Source organism: Pseudomonas sp. ASL4, assembly GCF_056680395.1.
The window spans coordinates 691,229-714,389 of the sequence record NZ_CM155280.1; the positions used below are offsets into that span (position 1 = coordinate 691,229).

At 60.5% G+C, this 23,161-nt stretch carries 21 protein-coding genes; 9 read left to right on the plus strand and 12 right to left on the minus strand.

Annotation, left to right across the window (positions count from 1 at the left end; translation table 11 throughout):
- Nucleotides 1-42: 42 nt before the first annotated feature.
- The 5 genes from AC1MEW_RS02995 to AC1MEW_RS03015 form a co-directional block, all read right to left on the minus strand.
- A complete protein-coding gene (locus AC1MEW_RS02995; protein ID WP_480425373.1) occupies nucleotides 43-1,071 on the minus strand; it encodes a DUF5924 family protein in 1,029 nt (342 codons plus the stop codon).
- 285 nt (nucleotides 1,072-1,356) lie between these two features.
- On the minus strand, nucleotides 1,357-2,733 hold the full coding sequence (locus tag AC1MEW_RS03000; protein WP_201256278.1) for a M16 family metallopeptidase: 1,377 nt from the start codon (nucleotides 2,731-2,733) through the stop codon (nucleotides 1,357-1,359).
- A gap of 174 nt (nucleotides 2,734-2,907) precedes the next feature.
- The gene (locus AC1MEW_RS03005; RefSeq protein ID WP_201199291.1) at nucleotides 2,908-4,566 is read right to left on the minus strand and encodes a Na/Pi cotransporter family protein; all 1,659 of its coding nucleotides are present in this window, start codon (nucleotides 4,564-4,566) and stop codon (nucleotides 2,908-2,910) included.
- 317 nt (nucleotides 4,567-4,883) lie between these two features.
- Nucleotides 4,884-5,651, minus strand: a complete 768-nt coding sequence (locus AC1MEW_RS03010; protein ID WP_201199290.1) for a TerC family protein — start codon at nucleotides 5,649-5,651, stop codon at nucleotides 4,884-4,886.
- A gap of 70 nt (nucleotides 5,652-5,721) precedes the next feature.
- Complete coding sequence (locus tag AC1MEW_RS03015) at nucleotides 5,722-7,029, minus strand: CitMHS family transporter (RefSeq protein WP_201199289.1); 1,308 nt, start codon at nucleotides 7,027-7,029, stop codon at nucleotides 5,722-5,724.
- 319 nt (nucleotides 7,030-7,348) lie between these two features.
- Between AC1MEW_RS03015 and AC1MEW_RS03020 the strand changes: the two genes are divergently transcribed.
- Nucleotides 7,349-7,750, plus strand: coding sequence for a GFA family protein (locus tag AC1MEW_RS03020; protein WP_201199288.1), 402 nt, complete (start codon nucleotides 7,349-7,351; stop codon nucleotides 7,748-7,750).
- Here AC1MEW_RS03020 and AC1MEW_RS03025 read toward each other — a convergent pair whose 3' ends face one another.
- Nucleotides 7,751-8,107: a DOPA 4,5-dioxygenase family protein gene (locus AC1MEW_RS03025; protein WP_201199287.1), complete on the minus strand. Its 357-nt coding sequence runs from the start codon at nucleotides 8,105-8,107 to the stop codon at nucleotides 7,751-7,753. It lies immediately after the preceding gene.
- 84 nt (nucleotides 8,108-8,191) lie between these two features.
- Here AC1MEW_RS03025 and AC1MEW_RS03030 point away from each other — a divergent pair, with 84 nt between their 5' ends.
- Nucleotides 8,192-8,857 (plus strand): NAD(P)-dependent oxidoreductase, encoded by a 666-nt coding sequence (locus AC1MEW_RS03030; protein ID WP_201199285.1) that lies wholly within the window; start codon nucleotides 8,192-8,194, stop codon nucleotides 8,855-8,857.
- Nucleotides 8,858-8,902: 45 nt separating this feature from the next.
- Here the strand turns inward: AC1MEW_RS03030 and AC1MEW_RS03035 are convergent, their stop codons facing one another.
- Entirely contained in the window at nucleotides 8,903-9,853 is a 951-nt protein-coding gene (locus AC1MEW_RS03035; protein WP_201199283.1) for a choline sulfate utilization transcriptional regulator, read from the minus strand.
- A 114-nt stretch (nucleotides 9,854-9,967) separates the two neighbouring features.
- On the opposite strand from AC1MEW_RS03035, the gene betC reads away from it, so the two are divergent.
- From betC to AC1MEW_RS03050, 3 genes are all read left to right on the plus strand, one after another.
- A complete protein-coding gene (gene betC / locus AC1MEW_RS03040; RefSeq protein WP_201199281.1) occupies nucleotides 9,968-11,482 on the plus strand; it encodes a choline-sulfatase in 1,515 nt (504 codons plus the stop codon).
- A gap of 16 nt (nucleotides 11,483-11,498) precedes the next feature.
- Nucleotides 11,499-12,419, plus strand: coding sequence for a choline ABC transporter substrate-binding protein (gene choX / locus AC1MEW_RS03045; protein WP_201199279.1), 921 nt, complete (start codon nucleotides 11,499-11,501; stop codon nucleotides 12,417-12,419).
- Between the two features lie 155 nt (nucleotides 12,420-12,574).
- Nucleotides 12,575-14,143: a SulP family inorganic anion transporter gene (locus tag AC1MEW_RS03050; protein ID WP_201199271.1), complete on the plus strand. Its 1,569-nt coding sequence runs from the start codon at nucleotides 12,575-12,577 to the stop codon at nucleotides 14,141-14,143.
- Between the two features lie 156 nt (nucleotides 14,144-14,299).
- Here the strand turns inward: AC1MEW_RS03050 and aroE are convergent, their stop codons facing one another.
- Both aroE and hemF read right to left on the minus strand, forming a co-directional pair.
- Nucleotides 14,300-15,121, minus strand: coding sequence for a shikimate dehydrogenase (gene aroE / locus AC1MEW_RS03055; protein WP_201199268.1), 822 nt, complete (start codon nucleotides 15,119-15,121; stop codon nucleotides 14,300-14,302).
- Nucleotides 15,122-15,132: 11 nt separating this feature from the next.
- Nucleotides 15,133-16,047, minus strand: coding sequence for an oxygen-dependent coproporphyrinogen oxidase (gene hemF, locus AC1MEW_RS03060; protein ID WP_480425375.1), 915 nt, complete (start codon nucleotides 16,045-16,047; stop codon nucleotides 15,133-15,135).
- 172 nt (nucleotides 16,048-16,219) lie between these two features.
- Between hemF and AC1MEW_RS03065 the strand changes: the two genes are divergently transcribed.
- Nucleotides 16,220-17,197, plus strand: coding sequence for an NADPH:quinone reductase (locus tag AC1MEW_RS03065; RefSeq protein ID WP_322270079.1), 978 nt, complete (start codon nucleotides 16,220-16,222; stop codon nucleotides 17,195-17,197).
- 126 nt (nucleotides 17,198-17,323) lie between these two features.
- Here the strand turns inward: AC1MEW_RS03065 and tsaC are convergent, their stop codons facing one another.
- From tsaC to AC1MEW_RS03080, 3 genes are all read right to left on the minus strand, one after another.
- On the minus strand, nucleotides 17,324-17,881 hold the full coding sequence (gene tsaC / locus AC1MEW_RS03070) for an L-threonylcarbamoyladenylate synthase type 1 TsaC (RefSeq protein WP_322270078.1): 558 nt from the start codon (nucleotides 17,879-17,881) through the stop codon (nucleotides 17,324-17,326).
- Between the two features lie 55 nt (nucleotides 17,882-17,936).
- On the minus strand, nucleotides 17,937-19,037 hold the full coding sequence (dprA, locus tag AC1MEW_RS03075; protein ID WP_480425376.1) for a DNA-processing protein DprA: 1,101 nt from the start codon (nucleotides 19,035-19,037) through the stop codon (nucleotides 17,937-17,939).
- 79 nt (nucleotides 19,038-19,116) lie between these two features.
- Nucleotides 19,117-20,142 carry a LysM peptidoglycan-binding domain-containing protein gene (locus AC1MEW_RS03080; RefSeq protein ID WP_201199253.1) on the minus strand — a complete coding sequence of 342 codons (1,026 nt, stop codon included), beginning with the start codon at nucleotides 20,140-20,142 and terminating at the stop codon, nucleotides 19,117-19,119.
- 167 nt (nucleotides 20,143-20,309) lie between these two features.
- Here AC1MEW_RS03080 and def point away from each other — a divergent pair, with 167 nt between their 5' ends.
- The 3 genes from def to rsmB are packed head-to-tail and all read left to right on the plus strand — an operon-like array spanning nucleotide 20,310 to nucleotide 23,140.
- Complete coding sequence (gene def / locus AC1MEW_RS03085) at nucleotides 20,310-20,816, plus strand: peptide deformylase (RefSeq protein WP_480425377.1); 507 nt, start codon at nucleotides 20,310-20,312, stop codon at nucleotides 20,814-20,816.
- Nucleotides 20,817-20,873: 57 nt separating this feature from the next.
- The gene (gene fmt / locus AC1MEW_RS03090) at nucleotides 20,874-21,833 is read left to right on the plus strand and encodes a methionyl-tRNA formyltransferase (RefSeq protein WP_201199251.1); all 960 of its coding nucleotides are present in this window, start codon (nucleotides 20,874-20,876) and stop codon (nucleotides 21,831-21,833) included.
- Nucleotides 21,830-23,140, plus strand: coding sequence for a 16S rRNA (cytosine(967)-C(5))-methyltransferase RsmB (gene rsmB, locus AC1MEW_RS03095; RefSeq protein WP_480425379.1), 1,311 nt, complete (start codon nucleotides 21,830-21,832; stop codon nucleotides 23,138-23,140). The genes fmt and rsmB overlap by 4 nt, the downstream gene beginning before the upstream one ends.
- Nucleotides 23,141-23,161 lie beyond the last annotated feature (21 nt).

A 23,161-nucleotide genomic window follows, 5' to 3' on the forward strand; every position in this document is an offset into this window, starting at 1 on the left:
TGTTCGGCTGTTACGCAGATCTACGTAATAGCACGAACCGGATTACTTTTCTTTGGTCGGTGTGCTGTCCGTGATCTCGAAGCGCAACACGCCGATCACCTGCCCATCTTCGGTCAACACCCGGACCTGCCAATCGCCGACCGGGTTGCCGGGAAAATTCTGTTTGTGGGTCCAGGCCCGATAGCCTTCCTTGCGCCCGCCATGAATATCCAGCGCGATGCGGTCGACCTCTTGGCCGTTGAACTGCCACACGTGATAAATCCGTTCATCCAGACCGCGCGGCGCGTTGATTGCAGTGTAGGCGTAGAGCCCGCCGCCGCGAATCTGCTCGGCGCTGACTTGCTCCAGGCTATCGCCGGGGGTGCGATCCTGCATTTGCGTGCTGATGGCCACGTCGGTCATCCACAGCGTCGCTGGTGGAACCCACGAACGCAGCACCCAACCCATCGCGCCGATGCCCAGCGTGATGCTCAGAATCGCCAGGGCGTTGCGCACGGTTCGGATCGGAAAGATCGAGGCCAGGCTCGGGAACGACAACAACACGGAGATGCCCAGCGCCAGTTTGAAACTCTCTGACGTCGTCAGATGCAGGATGACGGGCAGGGCGGTCAGCAGCGCAGCGAACAACGTCAGGGTGTGCAGCGCCAGGAACGCCCAGCGACGTGGCGCCAACCATTTGTAGTACAGCGGGTCGGTGATGGAGATCAGCGCCGCAATGCCCAGCAACCCGGTAAACACCAGTTGGCCGCTGTTCCAGGTGGTGGTGATGAAGAAAAACGGCAGGACAAAAAACAGGCTTTCCTGGTGGATCATCTGCGTCGCATAACGCAGCAACGGCTGGGGGATTTCCCGTTTGAAGAGGCGGGTAAACAACCGGGTGAGGCTGTTTTCGAGCATCAGCCAGACCCAGCTGACCAGCATGATGGTGGTGATCCAGGTCGCCAGGCCTTGTTGGCGATCCACCAGCATGAAGCTGCAAACTCCGGAGATAAAACCACCGAGCGCAATGACCCCCGGATAGCGCTTCATCAGTTCGAGGATGCGCTGGACGAAAGGAGGCAGGGTAGGCATTCGGCGGTTCACACTGGTCGTAGGAAAAATCCTCGACAGGGTACCGCCGAGGCGCTTGCGTGGCGATCAATTTGGGCGAACACAAGACTAGAGGGCTGGTGATTACCTGTGGCGAGGGGGCTTGCCCCCGTTCGGCTGCGAAGCAGTCGTAAAACCATTGCTTGAGGCGTGCCTGACTCACCGCGCTAACAGGTTTTGGGGCCGCTTCGCGACCCAACGGGGGCAAGCCCCCTCACCACAGGCAAACTCGCTCGCCACAAAAGGCGCTCATGCCGCCAAATTGGATTACTTCCGGCGATGGACGCGCCACGCCAGCAACCCCAGCACCAGCAATCCGAACACCGCACCCAACGCCCACAACAACTGGTCATAGCTGATCAACGGCTTCTCGATCCGCAAGTACCCCGGCTGCAGCAGCAACTCGCGCATCGCCTTGTTCGCTTCCTCCAGCGTCACCCCTTGCAGTTCCTTGGCCGGGTCGGTGAATTGTCCGTCCTCGTAATCCCCCAGGGCGCTCCAGTAGTAATCGGCCAGGGCGCTGTTGCCTTGCACGGCCCAGGCCTGGCGAACGATGGCGGCTTGCTTGAGGCGCTCGAACGTCTCGACATCGAGACCGTTCTTGAGCAATTCGGCCTTCATGTCTTCCAGCACCTGCTCGGCCTCGGCGACGTTCTCGCGCTCAAGGTCAGCGTTCAGGCTCATGAAGCCGACGCTGCCGAATAGCTCGCGCTCGGCCCACGGACCGTAGGACAAGCCATGGGCCAGGCGCATCTGCCGATAGAGCGCCCAATCCAGATAATCCTTGAGCAGGTCGAAGGTTTGATCAGGCACGTCTTCCAGCACCGGCTCCGGCACCAGCCAATGCAACCTCGCACCGCCACCGACAAAACCGTGAATCAGACTGCGCTCATGGGCGGCACTCGCGTTGATTTCCGGTAACGGCAAATGGTCGGTGGGATCGACTGCCTCAAGCGCGCCCCAGGCCCGTTCCAGATAGGCCGGCAACAACTTGTCGAGGTCGCCGACCACAATAAGCGTCATGTTGTTGGGGGCGTACCAAGCCTTGCGGACCTTATCCAGTTGCTCGCGGGTCAGGTGATCGACTTCGGCCCGCTCGGGGCATTTGAGGCCCAGTTCCACGGCCAACTGATTGCTGGCCGTGTGGCCGAGGTCCTGACGGTCCATCCACCGCTGCAAGTGCGAGTAGTGGCCGCCGTCCTCACGCTCAACCACTTGCTTGGCGGCGTTGATGGCGTTGTCATCGACTCGGGTCTGGGTCAACAGCGCCAGCAGCAGATCGAGAACCTTGCGCTGGTTTTTCGCCGGGGCTTCGATGACGAACGTCGTGTCGGCGTTGCTGGTGTAGGCGTTCCATTCACCGCCCAGGGCCTGCATGCGCTCTTCCAGGCCACCTTCGCCGCTGGCGTCGATGCCGCTGAACAGCAAGTGTTCAAGCAGGTGGGGCAGCTCTTTGTCATCACATTTGAAGTCATCGATACCGACGCCGACCACCAGCCGAATCGCCACATGCCCACGATCGGTGCCGGGCTTGAGCAGCAATTGCAGGCCGTTGGGCAGCGCATAGCCTTCGACCTGAAAACGATCCAGGGCGAACGAAGGGAATGAACCGAGCAACAGACAGGCGAACAACAGACAACGCATAACGAGCTTCCATACGGCTGATTGGAGATCCGTGTCGCTTTCCAGGCAGCCATCGCGAGCAAGCTCGCTCCCACAGTTGATTTGAGTCGTTCACAAAACCACTGTGGGAGCGAGCCTGCTCGCGATGATCTTGAACCCGAACCACAGTTACTGACTGACCACACTGCCAGACGTTCAAGGCGAATGTGTGATGTCAGCCAAATCGTCCGACTCCAGCGCACCGGTGTCGGACGTTTCCAATACCGCGTAGGCGCTGCTGCAAAACAGCGAATTCAGACGCTTCATGTCGGCGATCAGCTCCAGGTGCAGCGAACTGGTCTCGATACTTTGCACGATCTTACGTTGCAATCGGCTGACATGAGCATGGGCCAAGCGTCGTTCCTGTGCGCGAAAACGACGTTTCTCACGCAGCAACTGGCGGGCGCTTTCCGGATCGCTGCTGAGAAACACCGACAACCCCAGACGCAAGTTGGAAATCAGTTGGCTGTGCAGCCCCGCCAACTCTTCCAGCCCAACCTCGGAAAACGACCGGCGTTGCGAGGTCTTCTGCTGCTGGACCTTGCGCAGCATGCGTTCGATCAGGTCGCTGGCGAGTTTGAGGTTGATCGCCAGTTCGATAATTTCCGCCCAGCGCCGGCTGTCCTGATCGCTGAGGTCTTCGCGGGGCATCTGCGCCAGATAGAGTTTGATCGCACTGTAAAGCGCTTCGACGTCATCGGTCATGCGGCGCATTTCCTGGGTGACGGCGGTTTGCTTGCCGTGCAGCACGTCGAGCATGGCTTCGAGCATGTTGTCGATCAGGTCGCCGATGCGCAGGGTTTCCCGGGCAGCGTTGGCCAGTGCCAGGCTCGGGGTCACCAGTGCAGTCGGGTCCAGGTGCCGGGGCTTGGCCATGCCGTTGAGTTCCGGCCGCTCCGGCAACAGCCAGGCACAGAGCCTAGCCATCGGCCCGACGCTGGGCAGCAGGATCAGACAGCGCGCGGTGTTGTAGAGCAGGTGGAAGCCGATGACCATTTCCTGAGGGCTGTAGTCGAGGCTGTCGATCCAGTGCACCAGCGGGTCGAGCACCGGGATGATCAACAGCAGGCCGATCAGTTTGTACAACAGACTGCCCAGCGCGACTTGGCGACCGGCAGCGTTCTGCATGCTGGTGCTCATAAAAGCGAGAACACCGCTGCCGATGTTGGCGCCGATCACCAGGCCGATGGCCACTGGTAGGCTGATCACGCCGGCGCCGGCCAGGGTCGCGGTCAGCAGCACCGCCGCCAGGCTGGAGTAGGAGATCATCGCGAACAGCGCGCCAATCAGGGCATCGAGCAGGATGTCGCCGGTCAGGGAGGCGAAGATCACCTTCACCCCTTGGGCATGGGTGATCGGTGCGGCGGCTTCGACGATCAGTTGCAGCGCGAGGATGATCAGCCCCAGGCCGATTGCTACCCGGCCCATCTGCCCGACCCGGGTCTGTTTGCGCGACAGGAAGAAAATCACCCCGAGGAAGATCAGCAGCGGCGACAGCCACGACAGGTCAAACGTCAGCACTCGCGCCATCAGCGCCGTACCGACGTCGGCCCCGAGCATGGTCGCCAGGGCCGGGGTCAGCGCCATCAGGCCCTGACCGACGAAGGAAGTGACGAGCATCGCCGTGGCGTTACTGCTCTGGACCATGGCGGTCACGACGATGCCGGCGACAAACGCGAGCCCGCGCTTGGACATATTCTGGCCAATCACATGGCGCAAGTTGGAACCGTAGACCCGCAGGATGCCGGTTCGGACGATGTGCGTGCCCCAGATCAGCAAGGTCACGGCAGATAACAAATTGAGCAGGGTCAGCATGCTGGGCCCCCTGTGGTGGTAGCGTCCCAAAGGGACAAGTTGACGGTACCGCGCGACGTTCTACGTTCTGTACTTAAGCTGTAGTTGGCTAACGGTCTGGGCGCCAGCATCGCATAGCTAAAGTGTCGATTGAAATAAAACTGTCATGAAAACAGTTTGATGCAGATATGAAAGAGGGAATCACGATCAGCGCAAAACCAATGTGGGAGCGGGCTTGCTCGCGAAGAGGTCGTGTCAGTCGACATCACAGTTGAATGACACACCGCTTTCGCGAGCGAGCCCGCTCCCACAGGGTTTGCAGCGCTACAGCATTCGGGTTACTGCCCCGGAACATCCTTGCGCAGTTTCACCGGGTCTTGCTGTTTCTTCTTTTTCGCAATCGCGGTGCGCATCTTGATGTTGATCGCTTCTACCGCCAGCGAGAACGCCATGGCGAAGTAGACGTAGCCTTTTGGCACGTGTACGCCGAAGGCCTCGGCAATCAGCACGGTACCGACCACCAGCAGGAACGCCAGCGCCAGCATCTTCAGCGACGGGTGCTTGTCGATGAATTCACTGATCTTGCCAGCCGCCAGCATCATCACCAGCACCGCCACGATAATCGCCGCGACCATGACCGGCACGTGCGAGACCATGCCGACCGCGGTGATCACCGAATCCAGCGAGAACACAATGTCGATGATCGCGATCTGGATGATGGTGTAAAGGAAGTTGCCACCCTTGCCCGAAGGCTCGTCGCCGGTTTCGTCTTCACCTTCCAGCGCGTGGTACATCTCTTGCGAACTTTTCCACAGCAGGAACAGACCACCGAAGAACAGGATCAGGTCTCGCCCGGAAATACCCTGGCCGAACACTTCGAACAGGTCCGCAGTGAGGCGCATGACCCACGTGATCGACAGCAGCAACAGGATCCGCGTGATCATGGCCAGGGCCAGACCGAAGATCCGGGTGCGCGCCTGCATGTGCTTGGGCATGCGGCTGACCAGGATCGAGATCATGATGATGTTGTCGATGCCCAGGACGATCTCCAGGGCAGTCAGGGTGAAGAAGGCAACCCAGATTTCAGGGTTGGTCAGCCATTCCATGTGTATTCCTTTGAGCGAGTGTTAAACCACGACGCCAGCAGTAAGCTGGCGGCGTGGTGAGTTGATGCCGTTACAAAGTGCTGAACAGCGGGAAAGTCCCCAACAGCAAGGCGGCGACCAGTATGCACAGGCAGACTAGTACTGCCCACTTCAGGGTAAAACGTTGATGGTCACCGAACTCGATCCCGGCCAGTGCTACCAGCAAATATGTAGACGGTACCAGTGGGCTGAGCAAGTGGACGGGCTGACCAACGATCGAGGCACGCGCCATTTCCACCGCAGTGATGCCGTAATGACTGGCGGCTTCGGCCAACACTGGCAACACGCCGTAATAAAACGCGTCGTTCGACATGAAGAACGTGAACGGCATGCTCACCAGCGCCGTGATCACCGCCAGGTACGGGCCGAGGAAATCCGGGATCACCGCCAACAGGCTTTTCGACATAGCATCGACCATGCCGGTTCCGGTCAAAATACCGGTGAAGATACCCGCGGCAAATATCAGCCCGACCACCGCCAGCACACTGCCGGCGTGGGCCGCAACGCGGTCCTTCTGTTGTTGCAGGCACGGGTAGTTGACGATCATCGCGATACTGAACGCCACCATGAACAGCACCGGCAGCGGCAACAGGCCAGCGATCAGGGTGCACATCAGGGCAACGGTCAGGGCGCCGTTGAACCAGATCAGCTTCGGACGACGGGCGTCCGGGTACTGGGAAACGCTGATTTCGCTGTGGTCCACGTCATCGCCGGCCAGGTGCAGTTCACCCAGGCGAGCACGCTCGCGTTTGCCGTAGAAGTAAGCAATCGCCAGGATCGCCACCACACCGGCCAGCATCGCCGGAATCATCGGCACGAAAATGTCGGATGGGTCCACATGCAGCGCGCTCGCGGCACGGGCGGTCGGGCCACCCCACGGGGTCATGTTCATCACGCCGCCGGCGAGAATGATCAGGCCGGCCATGATTCGCGGGCTCATGCCAATGCGGCTGTAGAGCGGCAGCATAGCGGCCACGCAAATCATATAAGTGGTCGCGCCGTCACCATCGAGGGAAACAACGAGCGCCAGAACGGCGGTGCCGACCGAAACTTTCAACGGGTCGCCCTTGACCAGTTTGAGGATCTTGCGCACGGCCGGGTCAAACAGGCCGGAGTCGATCATCAGGGCGAAGTACAGAATGGCGAACATCAGCATCACGCCGGTCGGCGCAAGCTTGGTGATGCCTTCGAGCATCATCGGGCCGATCTTCGGCGCAAAGCCACCGAACAGGGCGAAGATGATCGGAATAATGATCAGGGCGATCAGCGCGGAAAGGCGCTTGGTCATGATCAGGAACATGAACGTGATGACCATGGCAAAGCCAAGGAAAGTCAGCATGGGAATACTCCAGGCGTAGCGCGGCTAGGGAATGGGCGAACCGGGTGGGTCAGCGCAGAACAGGAAGCACGAGGCGTACGGGCGGAGTTGCAGCGAAAGGGCGGGTAGCAAAGGACATCAGAATCACCATTGTTGTTGTTAATTGGGCCATGCGAGCGATAAAACACACGCGTGGCCAACCGGTCTCTTGCCGGTAGTGGGGGGCGATCCTAATGGGGAAAGCTTTCAGCCAGCTTTCGCTGCCGAAAGCATTGTCCAGATGGGCAACCGGTCGTCGGATGGGCTTAACGTCAGAAAACACTGCACAGGAAGTAAAAACATGGACGACATTCATACCGGCGGTTGCCATTGCGGACATCTGCGCTATCAGTTTCGTGGGTCGCTGCACGACATCGCCCACTGCCATTGTTCGATTTGCCGGCGAGTCAGCGGCGGAATCGTGACCACCTGGATCACCGTGCCCGCCTCGACCTTTGAATGGCTGGCCGGGACACCGACTCGGTACGACTCTTCTGAAAGCTGCGCGCGATTTTTCTGCCCGACCTGTGGGGCGCAGGTGGCGCTACTGACGCTGCTCAGCCCCGAGAGCATCGACCTGACCATCGCCACCCTCGATCATCCAGAGCGGGCTCCAGCCGACCGGCACATCTGGACCGACAGCCGCTTGCCCTGGCTGCATCTGGACGAGCACTTGCCCGGCGAAGCAGAAGAAACGATCTGATCAGAAAATAGACAGGTCCAATGGGCGGATGGCACCCATCCAGACGGCGTGCTCCGTATGATCGAGCAAGTCATCGCCAGTGTCCGGGTGCAGGAACACCACCAAGCCGTTGCGATTGAGCACCAGCCACGGCAGCACATCGCCGATAAGCTGCGGCCCAAACGCCAGTTGGCAGCTCCAGTCCGGGTGCGGACCGACCGGGCGCTCGTGCATGCGGCCCATCTTCAATGGGAACAATTGCGCCGCTTGCTCACACAAGGCCCGTGCCTGATCGATGGTGCTGGCGTCGAAATAAACGTGAGCGTGGTAGCCCGTGATCTGCTGGGCATGAGCCTGTTGGACGTGATCCTTGTGCATCTGAACCTCTCCTGAAATCCGGTCGAACCCTCACCATTTCCTACAGGTCACACGCTATATATGTGGGAAACAAGGAACTCAGCCATGAAAAATGCCGAAACCCCGGTGGTGAAAGTGGTGCTCTATGGTGCCATGAGTAGCCTGGGCAGTGCGCTGATGGCTGAAATGCTGCGGCGCCAGCATGAAGTGATCGCGATTCTCGATGACCTGACGGCGCTGGCGCCTCGACCCGGGCTGCGCACCAAGAATGGCGACCTGTTCGACGCCCAACGAGTGAAACAAAGCGTGGCCGGTTGTTCGGCGGTGATCTGTCTACTAGACGCGCCAGGGCTGCCGATCAGCAGCGAACACGTGGAGAAAACCATCGTGCCCGGCCCGGTCGAGCAGGTGCTGGCAGTGGATGCATTGATCGACGGTCTGCAGGCCGCCAGCATTGGCCGTTTGTTTGTGGTGGGGCATTTTGAGGAATTGGACGAGCCGGGGGTGGAGGATGACCTTCAGCGCCATGCCGCCGAAGAAATCCTCGAAGCCCTGCAAGGCAGCGATCTGCACTGGACGTTGGTGGATGTGCCGCACGGGGTGGCCGGGCTGACCATCGAGCATTTCAGTCAGGTCAGCAGCAGCCTTGAGCCGGGTCTGGCCGAGCCATTGCGACGGCTAAATCGTGTGGCGGTCGGGATCGCTGATGAGCTGCGGTTGAACCTGCATGTCGGTGAACATGTGAGTTTTGTGGCGGCTTCAGAACCGTAAAGATCGCAGCCTTCGGCAGCTCCTACAGGTGCGATCTTTGCGCTTTCACACCGCAATCGAAGGAAACGGCAAACCAGTCAACGATTGCGCACTGGTGGCCTGTTCTGCCATCAACCAATCCACAAACTGTTTAATCAACACACCACGACGTTTGCGCTGAGGCAAGACAACGTAATAACCCAGCCGTGAAATCACCGTGTCGGCAATCGGCCGACACAACAAACCCTGGGCCAATAAGTTATCCACAAGGTGCCGCCAACCGATGGCCACGCCCTGGCCGCCAATCGCCGCCTGGATCAACAACGTGTAATTGTCGAAACGCAGCTGTCCCGGTGCCGGCGCCGAGGTTATCCCCAACTCTCGGAACACTCCGCTCCAGTCGAACCAGTTGCTGCTGTTTTCCCCACGCAGATGCAGCAGTGGAAAATCGAGCAACGACTGGACCGGCAAGGGCAGGGGACGGTCCTTCAACAACAGCGGGCTGCACACCGGGAACACTTCCTCGCTGAACAACCAATGGCTTTCGCCTTGCTTGAAGCGCCCGTCACCGAACAGCACCGCCACGTCGATATCGGTACGCAACATGTTGTGATTGCGTTCGCTGGTGACCAGGCTGACATCGACTTGGGGATTGGCTTCGTGAAAACGGTGCAGGCGTGGCATCAACCAATAGGCGGCGAAGGCGAAATCGGTGGCGACTTGCAGCACTTCGTGGGACTGCTGTGCGCTGATCGCAGTCAATCCTGCGTCGATATTCTGTAAACCGAGCTGAACTTGCTCGAAAAGAATCGCCCCCGCCTCCGTCAGCTCGATACCACGATAGATGCGATCAAACAGGCGCGTAGTGAGCTGTTCTTCCAGCCGTTTGATCTGCTGACTGATCGCCGGTTGCGTGGTGCCAAGCTCCACCGCCGCGGCGGTAAAGCTGCGCTGACGGGCCGCCGCCTCGAAGGCACGCAGCAAGTCGAGAGACAAATCACCAAGGGCGTCATACATAAGCTGTGCTTATCCTAGTCATTGCCGTGCATGGGCTTTACCGCAAAAGGCATGGACTACATGCTCGATCGCAGCACTCTCGCATAAATATTCACTATGGAATGCCGCGATCACATGAAGCGCAAGAATATTCTTTTCATCATGGCCGATCAGATGGCCGCGCCAATGTTGCCGTTCTACGGCCCTTCGCCAATCAAACTCCCGAATCTCAGCCGCCTCGCCGCCGAAGGCGTGGTGTTCGACGCCGCGTATTGCAACAGCCCACTCTGCGCGCCGTCGCGCTTTACCTTGGTCAGCGGTCAGTTGCCGAGCAAGATCGGCGCCTACGACAACGCGGCCGATTTCCCCGCAGACGTACCGACTTATGCCCACTACCTGCGTCGCCTCGGCTACCGCACCGCGCTGTCGGGCAAGATGCACTTCTGTGGCCCGGACCAACTCCACGGCTATGAAGAACGCCTGACCAGCGATATTTACCCGGCCGACTACGGCTGGTCAGTGAACTGGGACGAACCGGACGTGCGTCCGACCTGGTATCACAACATGTCTTCAGTGCTGCAAGCCGGGCCCTGCGTGCGAACCAATCAGCTCGATTTCGACGAAGAAGTGGTGTTCAAGGCCCAGCAATATCTGTTCGATCACATTCGCGAGGATGGCGATCAGCCGTTCTGCCTGACCGTCTCGATGACTCACCCACATGACCCGTACACGATTCCCAAGGCTTTTTGGGATATGTACGACGACGCCGACATCCCGCTGCCACAGACGCCGGCCCAGACTGCACTCGATCCACACTCCCAACGTTTGCTCAAGGTTTACGACCTGTGGGACAAGCCTCTGCCTGTGGATAAGATTCGCGATGCGCGCCGGGCGTACTTCGGTGCGTGCAGCTATATCGACAGCAACGTCGGCAAACTCCTGGAAACACTCGAGGAAACCGGACTGATCGATGACACCATCATCGTCTTCTCCGGCGACCACGGCGACATGCTCGGTGAGCGTGGCCTCTGGTACAAAATGCACTGGTTTGAAATGGCTGCCCGTGTCCCCCTGTTGATAAGTGCTCCGGGACAATTCGGAGCGGGCCGGGTCAGTGCGGCAGTCTCTACCGCGGATCTGCTGCCAACCTTTGTCGAACTGGCCGGTGGCTCACTGGAACCGGGCCTGCCGCTGGACGGCCGCTCACTGGTTTCGCACCTGCAAGGGCAGGGCGGTCACGATGAAGTGTTCGGCGAATACATGGCCGAAGGCACTATCAGCCCGTTGATGATGATTCGGCGCGGCGCCTACAAATTCATCTACAGCGAAGACGACCCTTGCCTACTCTTCGACGTACACAACGACCCGCGTGAACAAGAAGAACTCAGCCAGTCGCCGCAACATCGGCCACTGTTCGAAGATTTTCTCGCCGAAGCGCGGGCCAAATGGGACATTCCGGCGATCCACCAACAGGTGCTCGCGAGCCAGCGGCGCCGGCGTTTCGTCGCCGACGCCCTGACCATCGGCAAGCTGAAGAGCTGGGATCACCAGCCGCTGGTGGACGCCAGTCAGCAATACATGCGCAACCACATCGACCTTGATGATCTGGAGCGCAAAGCACGTTATCCACAACCCTGCCAAAACCAATAATGTGAAGGGGAAGTCCATGCAAAGGTTATCCACAGTACTGACGGTCGGGCTTCTGGCTCTGGGCAGTGCATCGGTTTACGCCGATCAGAGCTGCGAGACGGTGAAAATGGCCGACCCTGGCTGGAGCGACATCGCCGCGACCAACGCCATCACCGGGTTTCTGCTGGACGGCATGGGCTACAAGGCCAAGGTCGACACACTGGCGGTGCCGATCACCTTTGGTGGTCTGAAGGATGGCCAGGTCGATGTGTTTTTGGGTAACTGGATGCCGGCGCAGCAGGGCTTTTATGACAAGTTCGTCGCCACCGGCGACGTGACTCAATTGGCGAAGAATCTCGACGGCACCGAGTTCACATTGGCCGTGCCGGATTACGTCTGGGACGCGGGTGTGCATAACTTTGCCGACCTGAACAAATACGCCGATAAGTTCGACAAGAAGATCTACGGCATCGGCTCCGGCGCTCCGGCGAATATTTCGCTGCAGGACATCATCAAGAAGAACGACTTCGAGCTGGGCCAGTGGAAGCTGATCGAGTCCAGCGAGCAGGCGATGCTGGCCGAAGTGTCCCGCGCGGTGAAGAAACAGAAGTTCGTGACCTTCCTCGGCTGGACGCCGCACCCGATGAACGTGCAGCTGAAAATGCATTACCTGAAGGGCGGCGAGAAATACTTCGGCGACACCGGCGCGGTTTATACACTGACCCGTAAAGGTTATGCACAGGCCTGCCCGAACGTTGGCAAGCTGCTGACCAACCTGAGTTTCACCCAGGAAATGGAAAACAGCATCATGGCCGAAGTGGTGAACAAGAAGGTCAGCAATGCGGACGCAGTGAAGGCGTGGATCAAGGCGAATCCAGCGGTGCTGGATAAATGGCTGGACGGGGTGAAGACCGTGGACGGGCAGGATGCGTTAGGCGCAGTCAAAGCCAAGTTGTAAGCAACCTCTGTGGCGAGGGAGCTTGCTCCCGCTCGGGTGCGCAGCGCCCGTAGATTTTTAGGGCTGCTGCGCAACCCAGCGGGAGCAAGCTCCCTCGCCACAATGGTTGGGCTTACCCTGTTACCCTTTGCGCAAACTCCTACCCGAGAGGACCCATGGCCTTCCCCAGCCGCCATTCACTCTTCCCGTTTCTCAGTTGGCTGCCACGGCAGACCCGCGCCAGCGTCGGTCGTGACCTGATCGTCGGTCTCAGCGGCGCTATTCTCGCGTTGCCGCAATCCATTGCCTACGCGTTGATCGCCGGTCTCCCACCGGAATACGGCTTGTACGCCGCGATCATCCCGGTGCTGATCGCCTGTTTGTGGGGTTCGTCCTGGCACCTGATCTGCGGTCCTACAGCGGCTATTTCCATCGTCCTATACGCCAGCGTCAGTCCTCTGGCCGTGCCCGCGTCACAGGACTACATCACGCTGATCCTGCTTCTTACGCTCCTGGCCGGCATTTTCCAGTGGCTACTGGGGATGCTGCGTTTCGGCGCACTGGTGAATTTCGTCTCGCACTCGGTGGTACTGGGTTTTACCCTCGGGGCGGCAGTGGTGATCGCCATCGGGCAGATGCCGAATCTGCTGGGGCTCGACTTGCCCAACCAGGCCACAGCGCTCAACAGCCTGGTGACTTTGATCACGCACCTCGGGGCTGTGGATAAACCTTCGCTGGTGCTAGGCCTTGCCACGGTCGCTGTCGGGATTGTCTTGAAACTGTTGCTGCCCCGCTGGCCGACGCTATTGATCACCCTGATCCTGAGCGGTGTGCTGGTGTGGCTCTGGCCCGCGATGTTCGGCCATGTGAAATTGGTCAGCGCGTTTGTCGGGCGCTTACCGCCCTTCAGTTCGTTGCCGCTGGATCTGGAACTGGTGCTGCGCCTGCTGCCGAGTGCCGTCGCCGTGGGCATGCTCGGACTGGTGACGAGTCTCTCAATTGCCCGCTCCTTGTCGGCCCGCTCACAGCAGTTGCTCGACGCCAACCAGGAAGTCCGCGCCCAGGGTTTATCAAACATTGTCGGAGCGTTTTTTTCCGGCTCGCTGTCAGCCGGGTCCTTCACCCGTTCGGGGCTGAGCTACGAGGCCGGCGCCTGCTCGCCACTGGCCGGGGTGTTCTCGGCGTTGTGGGTGGCGCTGTTCGCCATCTTCGGCGCCGGGCTGATCGCTCACATTCCGATCCCGGCCATGGCCGGCAGCATTCTGTTGATCGCCTGGGGGTTGGTGGACCATCGCGGCATTCGCGCGTTGCTGCGAGTCAGCCGCGCCGAATTCGTGGTCATGGCCCTGACCTGTGTCGCCACGTTGCTGCTGGAATTGCAGACGGCGATCTACGCCGGGGTGCTGGCTTCGCTGTTCTTCTACCTCAAACGCACCTCGCAACCGCGGGTACAGCACTGGCGCGATGGGGATGAAGACATCCTGCGGGTCGGCGGCTCGATCTTCTTTGGCGCCAGCCATTACCTGCAAGTGCGCCTGCAACGGATGCACGGCGCGAAGGTGGTGATCGAGGCGCAGCACATCAATTTCATCGACTATTCGGGTGTGGAAATGCTGCACCAGGAAGCGCGGCGGTTGCTCAAACAGGATCGCAGCCTGACCTTGCGCGGCGCGCGGCCGCCGGTGGTGGAGGAGTTGAGGAAGCTGGAAGGGGCGGATAAGTGCCCGATCCGTTTCGAAGACTAAAACACCACTTCTATGAAAAACGCATAACTTGTGGCGAGGGGGCTTGCCCCCGTTCGGCCGCGAAGCGGTCGTAAACTCAGCAACCGTGGTGTATCAGAAAAATAGAAGGGGGGCTGCTGCGCAACCCAGCGGGAGCAAGCTCCCTCGCCACAAAAGCTACAGCGCCAACTGTCGGCGCAGTTCAGCCAGCACCGGCGCTGTGTCCGGGCGCACTCCGCGCCACAGGTAGAAGGCTTCCGCCGCCTGCTCCGCCAGCATCCCCAACCCATCCATCGCCACCGCCGCGCCGTGTTCACTGGCCCAGCGGCAGAACGAAGTCGGTTCCTTGCCGTACATCATGTCGTAGCACACGGTCTTGCCCGGTTCGATCAGGCTGCTGGCAATCGGCGGTACATCACCCGACAGACTGGCAGACGTCGCGTTGATGATCAGGTCCACTGGCTCGCGCAACCAGTCAAAACCACTGGCGGACACCGGCCCCAGATCGGCAAACAACTCCGCCAGCAGCTCGGCTTTTTCCACTGTGCGATTGGCGATGATCACCGACGCCGGTTGTTCGGCCAGCAACGGTTCCAACGCCCCGCGTACCGCACCGCCGGCACCCAACAGCAGGATGCGTTTGCCCTTGAGGCTGAAACCGGCGTTGACCGTCAGGTCGCGCACCAGTCCGGCACCGTCGGTGTTGTCGCCCAACAGACTGCCATCCGCCAGTTTGCTCAGGGTGTTAACCGCCCCGGCTCGCTGCGCGCGCTCGGTCAGGCTGTCGGCCAGGCGATAAGCATCTTCCTTGAACGGCACGGTGACATTCGCCCCACGACCGTGAAGGAAAAATGCCTGGGCAAACCCGGAAAAGTCATCGAGTGGCGCCAGCGAAGTGCTGTAGTCCAACTTCTGAGCGGTTTGCTCGGCGAACAGACGATGGATCAGCGGCGACTTGCTGTGGCCAATCGGGTTACCGAATACGACGTAACGATCCATCAGGACTCCTCTCAGGCCTTGGCCAACCAATCGCGATCTTGCAGGAAGTACTCGGTCAGGCGCGCTTCTTCGCTGCCCGGCTCGGCTGTCCAGTCATAGCCCCAGCGCACTTGCGGCGGCAGGGACATCAGGATCGACTCGGTACGACCACCCGATTGCAGACCGAACAACGTGCCGCGGTCGTAGACCAGGTTGAACTCGACATAACGGCCACGGCGGAACTCCTGGAATTCACGTTGTTTGGCGGTGAACGCATCATTTTTGCGGCGTTGCACAATCGGCAGATATGCGTCGATGAACGCGTCACCGATGGCGCGCATGAAGGCGAAACTGGTGTCGAAGTCCCACTCGTTCAAGTCATCGAAAAACAGGCCGCCGATGCCCCGAGGCTCGTGGCGATGCTTGATGTGGAAATAGGTGTCGCACCAGGCCTTGTAACGCGGGTAGACGTCCGGCCCGAACGGCACGCAGGCCTGTTCGGCAATACGGTGCCAGTGCACGCAGTCTTCTTCATTGCCGTAGTAAGGGGTCAGGTCGAAGCCGCCGCCGAACCACCAGACCGGCTCTTCACCTTCTTTTTCCGCGATGAAAAAACGCACGTTGGCGTGGGAAGTCGGCACATGCGGGTTGTGCGGGTGAATTACCAGGGACACGCCCAGCGCTTCGAAGCCGCGCCCGGCCAGTTCCGGCCGATGGGCGCTGGCGGACGGTGGGAGACCGCTGCCAAAGACGTGGGAAAAGTTAACGCCACCCTTTTCGATGACTATGCCGTTTTCGATCACTCGGGTACGACCGCCACCGCCAGCAGGCCGGGCCCAGGCGTCTTCGACGAAGCGCGTGCCGCCGTCCTCGGCTTCCAGGGCGGCGCAAATGCGGTCTTGCAGGTCGAGCAGGTAGGCTTTTACGGCCTCGGTGCGGGTCGTCATGTCATCACCTTGAATCGGGCAAAGCTACACGGCGCACGAATGGCCGGCGGCAAATTGCTGCGTAGGATAACACCGCACCTTGCTCCACCGCAGTTGACGAAGATCATGGTTAGGAGTCCGATAGGGAGCTTCGCGCTACACCTCTAAAAGCTAAGACCTAAGGAGAGTTCTGATGGCAAAGCGTATCCAGTTCCGCGCCCATGGCGGCCCCGAAGTGCTCGAATATGTCGATTACGAACCCGCCGAGCCCGGCCCGCAACAAGTGCGCGTGACCAACAAGGCTATCGGCCTGAACTTCATCGACACCTATTTCCGCAGCGGCCTCTATCCGCCGCCGGCACTGCCGTCGGGCCTGGGCTCGGAAGGCGCGGGCGTGGTCGACGCCGTCGGTAGCGAAGTCACCCGCTTCAAGGTCGGCGATCGCGTGGCCTACGGCAGCGGCCCATTGGGCGCCTACAGCCAGGTTCACGTATTACCCGAAGCCAACCTGGTGCGCCTGCCCGACGCGATCAGCTTCGAACAAGCCGCCGGTGTGATGCTCAAGGGCCTCACCGTGCAGTACCTGTTGCGTCAGACTTATGAACTCAAGGGTGGCGAAACCATCCTGTTCCACGCCGCTGCCGGCGGTGTCGGTTCGCTGGCCTGCCAGTGGGCCAAGGCGTTGGGCGTGAAGCTGATCGGTACGGTCAGTTCACCGGAGAAAGCTGCACTGGCCAAGGCCAACGGTGCCTGGGCGACCATCGATTACAGCCACGAAAACGTCGCACAACGGGTGCTGGAATTGACTGACGGGAAAAAAGTCCCGGTGGTGTACGACGGCGTGGGCAAGGACACCTGGCTGACGTCGCTGGACAGCGTTTCGCCTCGGGGTCTGGTGGTGAGTTTCGGCAATGCGTCGGGCGCGGTGGACGGGGTGAACCTGGGGATTCTGTCGGCGAAGGGTTCTCTGTACGTGACCCGGCCAACCCTGGCGACCTACGCCAACAATGCCGAAAACCTGCAACGCATGGCGGATGAATTGTTCGAGATGATCATCAGCGGCAAGTTGAAGGTGGACATCAGCCAGAAGTATCCATTGGCTGAAGCGGCGAAGGCGCAGACCGAGTTGTCGGCGCGGCGTACCACGGGGTCGACTGTTTTGTTGCCGTAACGCCTAACTGTGGCGAGGGAGCTTGCTCCCGATGGGCTGCGAAGCGGCCCCGCTTCTCCCTAAAAAGAACGGGACTGCTGCGCAGTCCAGCGGGAGCAAGCTCCCTCGCCACAGGTCACCTTGGTCTCAATCCGGGCGCACCACATGCCCAGTCGCCACATCACGAATCACACTCGGATTCTTGCGCCCACCCAGATTGCCACCCATCACCAGATCAAGCTGCCCGCGGAAATACTGTTCGATGCGAATCCGCGTCCGCGCCGCCGGCCGGCCCTGTGGGTTAGCGGACGTCGACACCAGTGGCCCGACCACTGCACACAAATCCCGCACCAACGGGTGATCGCTGACCCGCAGCGCTACCGTTTCATGCACGCCGGTAATCCATTGCGGCAACAGATTCTGGTGCGGCACCAGCCAAGTGTTCGGCCCCGGCCAGGTGCTGGCCATGCGGTCCATCCACAGTTCCGGGAAGTCGTCGAACAGGAAGTCGAACTGGCGAATGTTGTCGGCCACCAGAATCAGGCCTTTACCCACCGATCGGCCCTTGATCATCAACAGACGATCCACCGCCTCTTCGTCCCAAGGGTCGCAGCCCAGGCCCCAGACTGCTTCGGTTGGGTAGGCAATCACCGCTCCTGCGCGAATTGCTTGTGCGGCTTGCTGCACACGCCAACTGTTGACCATGAAAAAACTCTCCAGAATAAGGCTCTGCGCAGTTTACCGATCTTCCTTATAAAACCTAGCTCACCCTGGCAAACCAGCGCCCGCTTTCGCAGGTCGCCCGGCCATCCATTTCCAGCTCCGTCAACGCCGCCAGCACTTTCGGCAACGCCCAGCCACTGCTGTGAGCCAACGCCTCACTGGTGTGGGGCGCCGCGTGGAGCAACATGAGTAATGGATGAGTCGTCGACGGAGCGGCCATGGATAACGGCAATTGCTGCCAGCCACGCAGGGCTTCGAGGATATGCTCGATGGTTTCCACCAGCATCGCCCCGTCGCGGATCAGTTGATGACAGCCTTTGGCGCCGGGGTGGTGGATCGAACCTGGAATCGCGTACACCTCGCGTCCCTGTTCTGCGGCGAGCCTGGCGGTAATCAACGAACCACTGGCGACACTCGCCTCGACCACCAGCACGCCGAGGGACAAACCGCTGATGATCCGGTTTCGCCGGGGAAAGTTGCTGGCGGTGGGGCCGGCGTCCAGCGGGAACTCCGAAAGCACCGCGCTACCCGAGGCAATCATGGCGTCCGCCAGCCGTCGGTTGCGCTGTGGATAAAACTTTTCAAGACCCGTGCCAAGCACACCTACCGTTTGCCCGCCAACGTCCAAAGCCGCCTGGTGCGCCGCGGCGTCGATGCCCAGGGCCAAACCGCTGGTGATGACGAATCCGGCACCTGCCAGGCTGCGGGAAAATGCAGCAGCCGTGTCCATCCCCGGCCTCGACGCGCGGCGACTGCCGACCATCGCCAGTTGCGGCTTTTCCAGAATGCCTGGATCCCCGGCGACAAATAACAGCGGCGGCGCATCGCTGATTTCCGCCAGCAATGCCGGGTAGTCAGGCTGGTCCCACATCAGTAAATGCTGGCCCGGACGCTCTAGCCAGGCCAATGCGTGGCTTGCTCCGTCGCGGATTTCATTGCTGCGCCGGGCTTCCGCGCAGGCGACGGGCAAGCCCAGCGAACGCCAGGCGCTGGCAGGCGCACTGATGGCTTTTGACGCTGAGCCAAAAGCTTCCAGCAGTTTTTTAAATCGCGCAGGTCCGAGTTCGGGCAAGCGATGAAGACGTAAGCGAGCCTCCAGTTCCGCAGAGGAAACCGGTGTAACAGCAGAGAGCGACATGGATCATCCTTGATCGTTATGAGCCCCGTTCAAACGGGAATAAGCTGTGGATAACTCTGTTGGTAACTTGTGGAGCAGGCTAAGGATTTCGCACCTTATCCATCACCGCCAAGGAACGCGTTGCCCTGAGGACCAAACCGTAACTAAGTTTGTCGTAGGTACGGAAAACCATCAGCAAACCGGCACGTTCATCGGGAATTTTCAACGGTTGGCCCGTCACACGGTCACGCACGGTTTCGCCGGTTTTCATCACCACCAGCACGTTGCCTTCGGCCAGACCGTCCCGCTGGCCCTTGTTCAACGTGACCACGTCCATCGCGCCAATCTGCGTGACGCCGCGTGGCACATCGATAATCAAGCCGTTGATTTCGCTTTTGGGTGCACTGGGCATGAAGGTCGAGTTGATCGCCCGTTCCTCGCCGGTGAACAAACGGTCGCCGAGGCGCACTTCCTGGGTGGTGCGTTGCAGCGCCAGCGTGGCGACGTCGCCTTCGGTCGCGATAATTTCACCGCCTCCGATGTCGTCGGCGTTGATCCCCAGGAACTCCTTGCTCTGCGGATCGGTGTAAACCTTGCCCTGACGGAAGATGCCGTACACCGGTTGGTTCGGGTCGAAATGCCCGCGAGCGAAGATCCGGTCACCCGTGCCGCTGAGCACCCGTTCCGCATCGCCCGCGACGATGTACGGCGCCTTGTCGAAGTCCTCGACCTTGTCGACGATACGGTTGCTCAGCAGAAAGCTGTTGATCGATTGCAGCGGAATGCTCGGGATCGCGTCGGCCACCGGGCTGCTACGGATGCGTGGCGACAGTTTGATGGTGCCGCGGGACTCGCCGCGATTGAGGGTCAGGCGTGGCTGGCCATCGACGTAGGTCAGGGTCAGCAAATCGCCCGGATAGATGAGATTGGGGTTTTGGATCTGCGGGTTGACCTGCCAAAGCTCGGGCCATTTCCACGGTTCCCGGAGGAATTTCCCGGAGATGTCCCAAAGTGTGTCCCCCCGTACCACCGTGTATTGCTGCGGAAAACCTTCCTTGAGTTGCACTTGCCCGTGCGCCAAACCGGCCGAGGCCAGAAGGAGCAAGGCGAGTAGTGATTTCCTCATGCGGTGAATCCCTTTATTATGTGCGTTCGCGTAAAACGCCAGAGCCCCCGTGGCTCGCTCCTGGCTCTTCTCGAAGAAGGGAGCTACGTTTTACAACGGTAGCCTGCATCTTCGGACCCGCCAGGCCATCGACCCGACTTTACCTCACATGTGCAGCAATTAAGCTTATGGCCATTTTAGACATCCTCGAATTTCCCGACTCGCGCCTGCGCACTATCGCCAAACCTGTGGCCGTAGTGGACGACGAAGTGCGTCAGTTGGTCGATGACATGTTTGAAACAATGTATGAAGCGCCAGGCATCGGCCTCGCCGCGACCCAGGTCAACGTGCACAAACGTATCGTCGTGATGGACCTCTCCGAAGACCGCAGCGAACCACGGGTGTTCATCAACCCTGAGTTCGAAACCCTGACCGACGAGATGGAGCAGTATCAGGAAGGCTGCCTCTCGGTGCCGGGCTTCTACGAAAACGTTGATCGCCCACAGAAGGTCAAGATCAAGGCCCAGGACCGCGACGGCAAGCCGTACGAACTGATCGCCGAAGGCCTGCTCGCCGTGTGTATCCAGCACGAATGCGACCACCTCAACGGAAAGTTGTTCGTCGACTACCTGTCCAACCTCAAACGCGACCGAATCAAGAAGAAACTGGAAAAGCTCCATCGCCAGAACGCTTGATGCCCTCCTTTCAAAGGCTTGCTGCGGCAAGCCTTTTTCTTTTGCGAGACCTTCTTCATGACTGAGCCACTGCGCATCGTCTTTGCCGGCACCCCGGAATTCGCCGCCGAACACCTCAAGGCCCTGCTCGACAGCCCTTACGAGATCATCGCGGTCTACACCCAACCGGACCGTCCGGCGGGCCGCGGGCAAAAGTTGATGCCGAGCCCGGTCAAGCAGTTGGCTCTGGAAAACAACATTCCGGTGCTGCAACCGCCGACCCTGCGCAACGAAGACGCTCAGGCTGAACTGGCCGCATTGAAGCCGGATTTGCTGGTAGTGGTCGCCTACGGCTTGATCCTGCCGCAAGTGGTGCTGGATATTCCACGCCTGGGTTGCATCAACAGCCACGCGTCCTTGCTGCCACGCTGGCGCGGTGCGGCGCCGATCCAGCGCGCCGTTGAAGCGGGCGACAGCGAAAGCGGCGTGACCGTGATGCGCATGGAACTGGGCCTCGACACCGGGCCGATGCTGTTGAAAGTCACCACGCCAATCACCGGTGAAGACACCGGCGGCAGCCTCCACGACCGTCTGGCGCAAATGGGCCCACCGGCCGTGATCCATGCGATTGCCGGCCTCGCTGCCGGCACCCTGGAAGGCGAAGTGCAGGACGACAGCCTCGCCACCTATGCTCACAAATTGAACAAAGATGAAGCGCGCATCGACTGGAGCCGCCCGGCGGTTGAGCTGGAACGCCTGGTCCGCGCCTTCAACCCATGGCCGATCACCCACAGCACGCTAAATGGCGAAGCGCTGAAAGTGCTGGCCGCGAGCCTCGCCGAAGGGCAGGGCGCGCCAGGTGAAATTCTCAGCGCCAGCAAGGACGGCTTGATCGTCGCTTGCGGTGAACATGCTCTGTGCCTGACCCGCCTGCAATTGCCCGGCGGCAAGGCGCTGAACTTCAGCGACTTCTTCAACAGTCGCCGTGAGAAATTCGCCGTCGGCACCGTGCTCGGTCACGTGGCGGACGCTCAATGAACCCGCGTCTGGCCGCCGCCAAGGCACTTGCCGCTGTTCTTAACGGAAAAGCCTCACTCAACAGTTCCCTGCCGACGCAAATGGACAAGGTCGAAGACCGTGATCGCGGCTTCACCCAGGACCTGGCGTTCGGCACCGCGCGCTGGCAGCCGCGTCTGTCGGCGCTGGCGGCCAAGTTGTTGCAGAAGCCATTCAAAGCCGCCGATGCCGATGTCGAGGCGTTGTTGCTGGTTGGCCTCTATCAACTGCTCTACACCCGCGTCCCGGCCCACGCCGCCATCGGCGAAACCGTCGGTTGCGCCGACAAGCTGAAGAAGCCTTGGGCCAAAGCTTTGCTCAACGCTGTGCTGCGTCGCGCCCAACGGGAAAGCGAAGCGCTGCTGGCGGAGCTGGAGCACGACCCGGTGGTGCGCACCGCTCACCCGCGCTGGCTGCAAAAATCCCTGAAAGCCTTCTGGCCGCAACAGTGGGAAGCCATTTGCGCGGCGAACAACGCCCACCCGCCGATGATTTTGCGGGTCAACCGTCGCCATCAGACCCGCGATGCGTATCTCGGGTTGCTGAGTGACGTGGGCATCGCCGCCAGCCCCTGCGTTTACAGCCGCGATGGCATCATCCTCGAAGCCGCCACCGACGTGCGCAGCCTGCCGGGTTTCGCCGAGGGCTGGATCAGCGTGCAAGACGAAGCCGCACAACTGGCCGCCGACTTGCTGGACCTGGCGCCAGGCCAACGGGTGCTCGACGCCTGCTGCGCGCCGGGCGGCAAGACTTGTCACATCCTTGAAGCCGAGCCGGCACTGGCCGGCGTCGTCGCCGTGGACCTGGAAGCCAAGCGTCTGGTGCGGGTGCGGGAAAACCTCGCACGCCTGGGCCTGAGCGCCGAACTGATCGCCGCCGACGGCCGTGACACCGCGACCTGGTGGGACGGCAAGCCGTTCCAGCGCATCCTGTTGGACGCGCCATGCTCGGCCACTGGCGTGATCCGTCGTCACCCGGACATCAAACTGACGCGCCAACCCGACGACATCGCCGCGCTGGCGGTGCTTCAGGGCGAATTGCTCGATGCCATGTGGATAACTCTGGAAGTGGGCGGGATTCTGCTTTACGCCACCTGCTCCACGTTGCCGACCGAGAACACCGAAGTCATCGAAGCCTTCCTCGCTCGCACGCCGGGCGCCCGTGAACTCGACCTCGCCATTACGGCGGGGATCAAACAACCTCATGGTCGCCAATTGCTGGCCCAGGAAGGCGGTCACGACGGGTTCTACTACGCCAAGCTGATCAAGATTGCCGCTGCGCGCGGATAACCGGATTTCAAGGGAGTGACT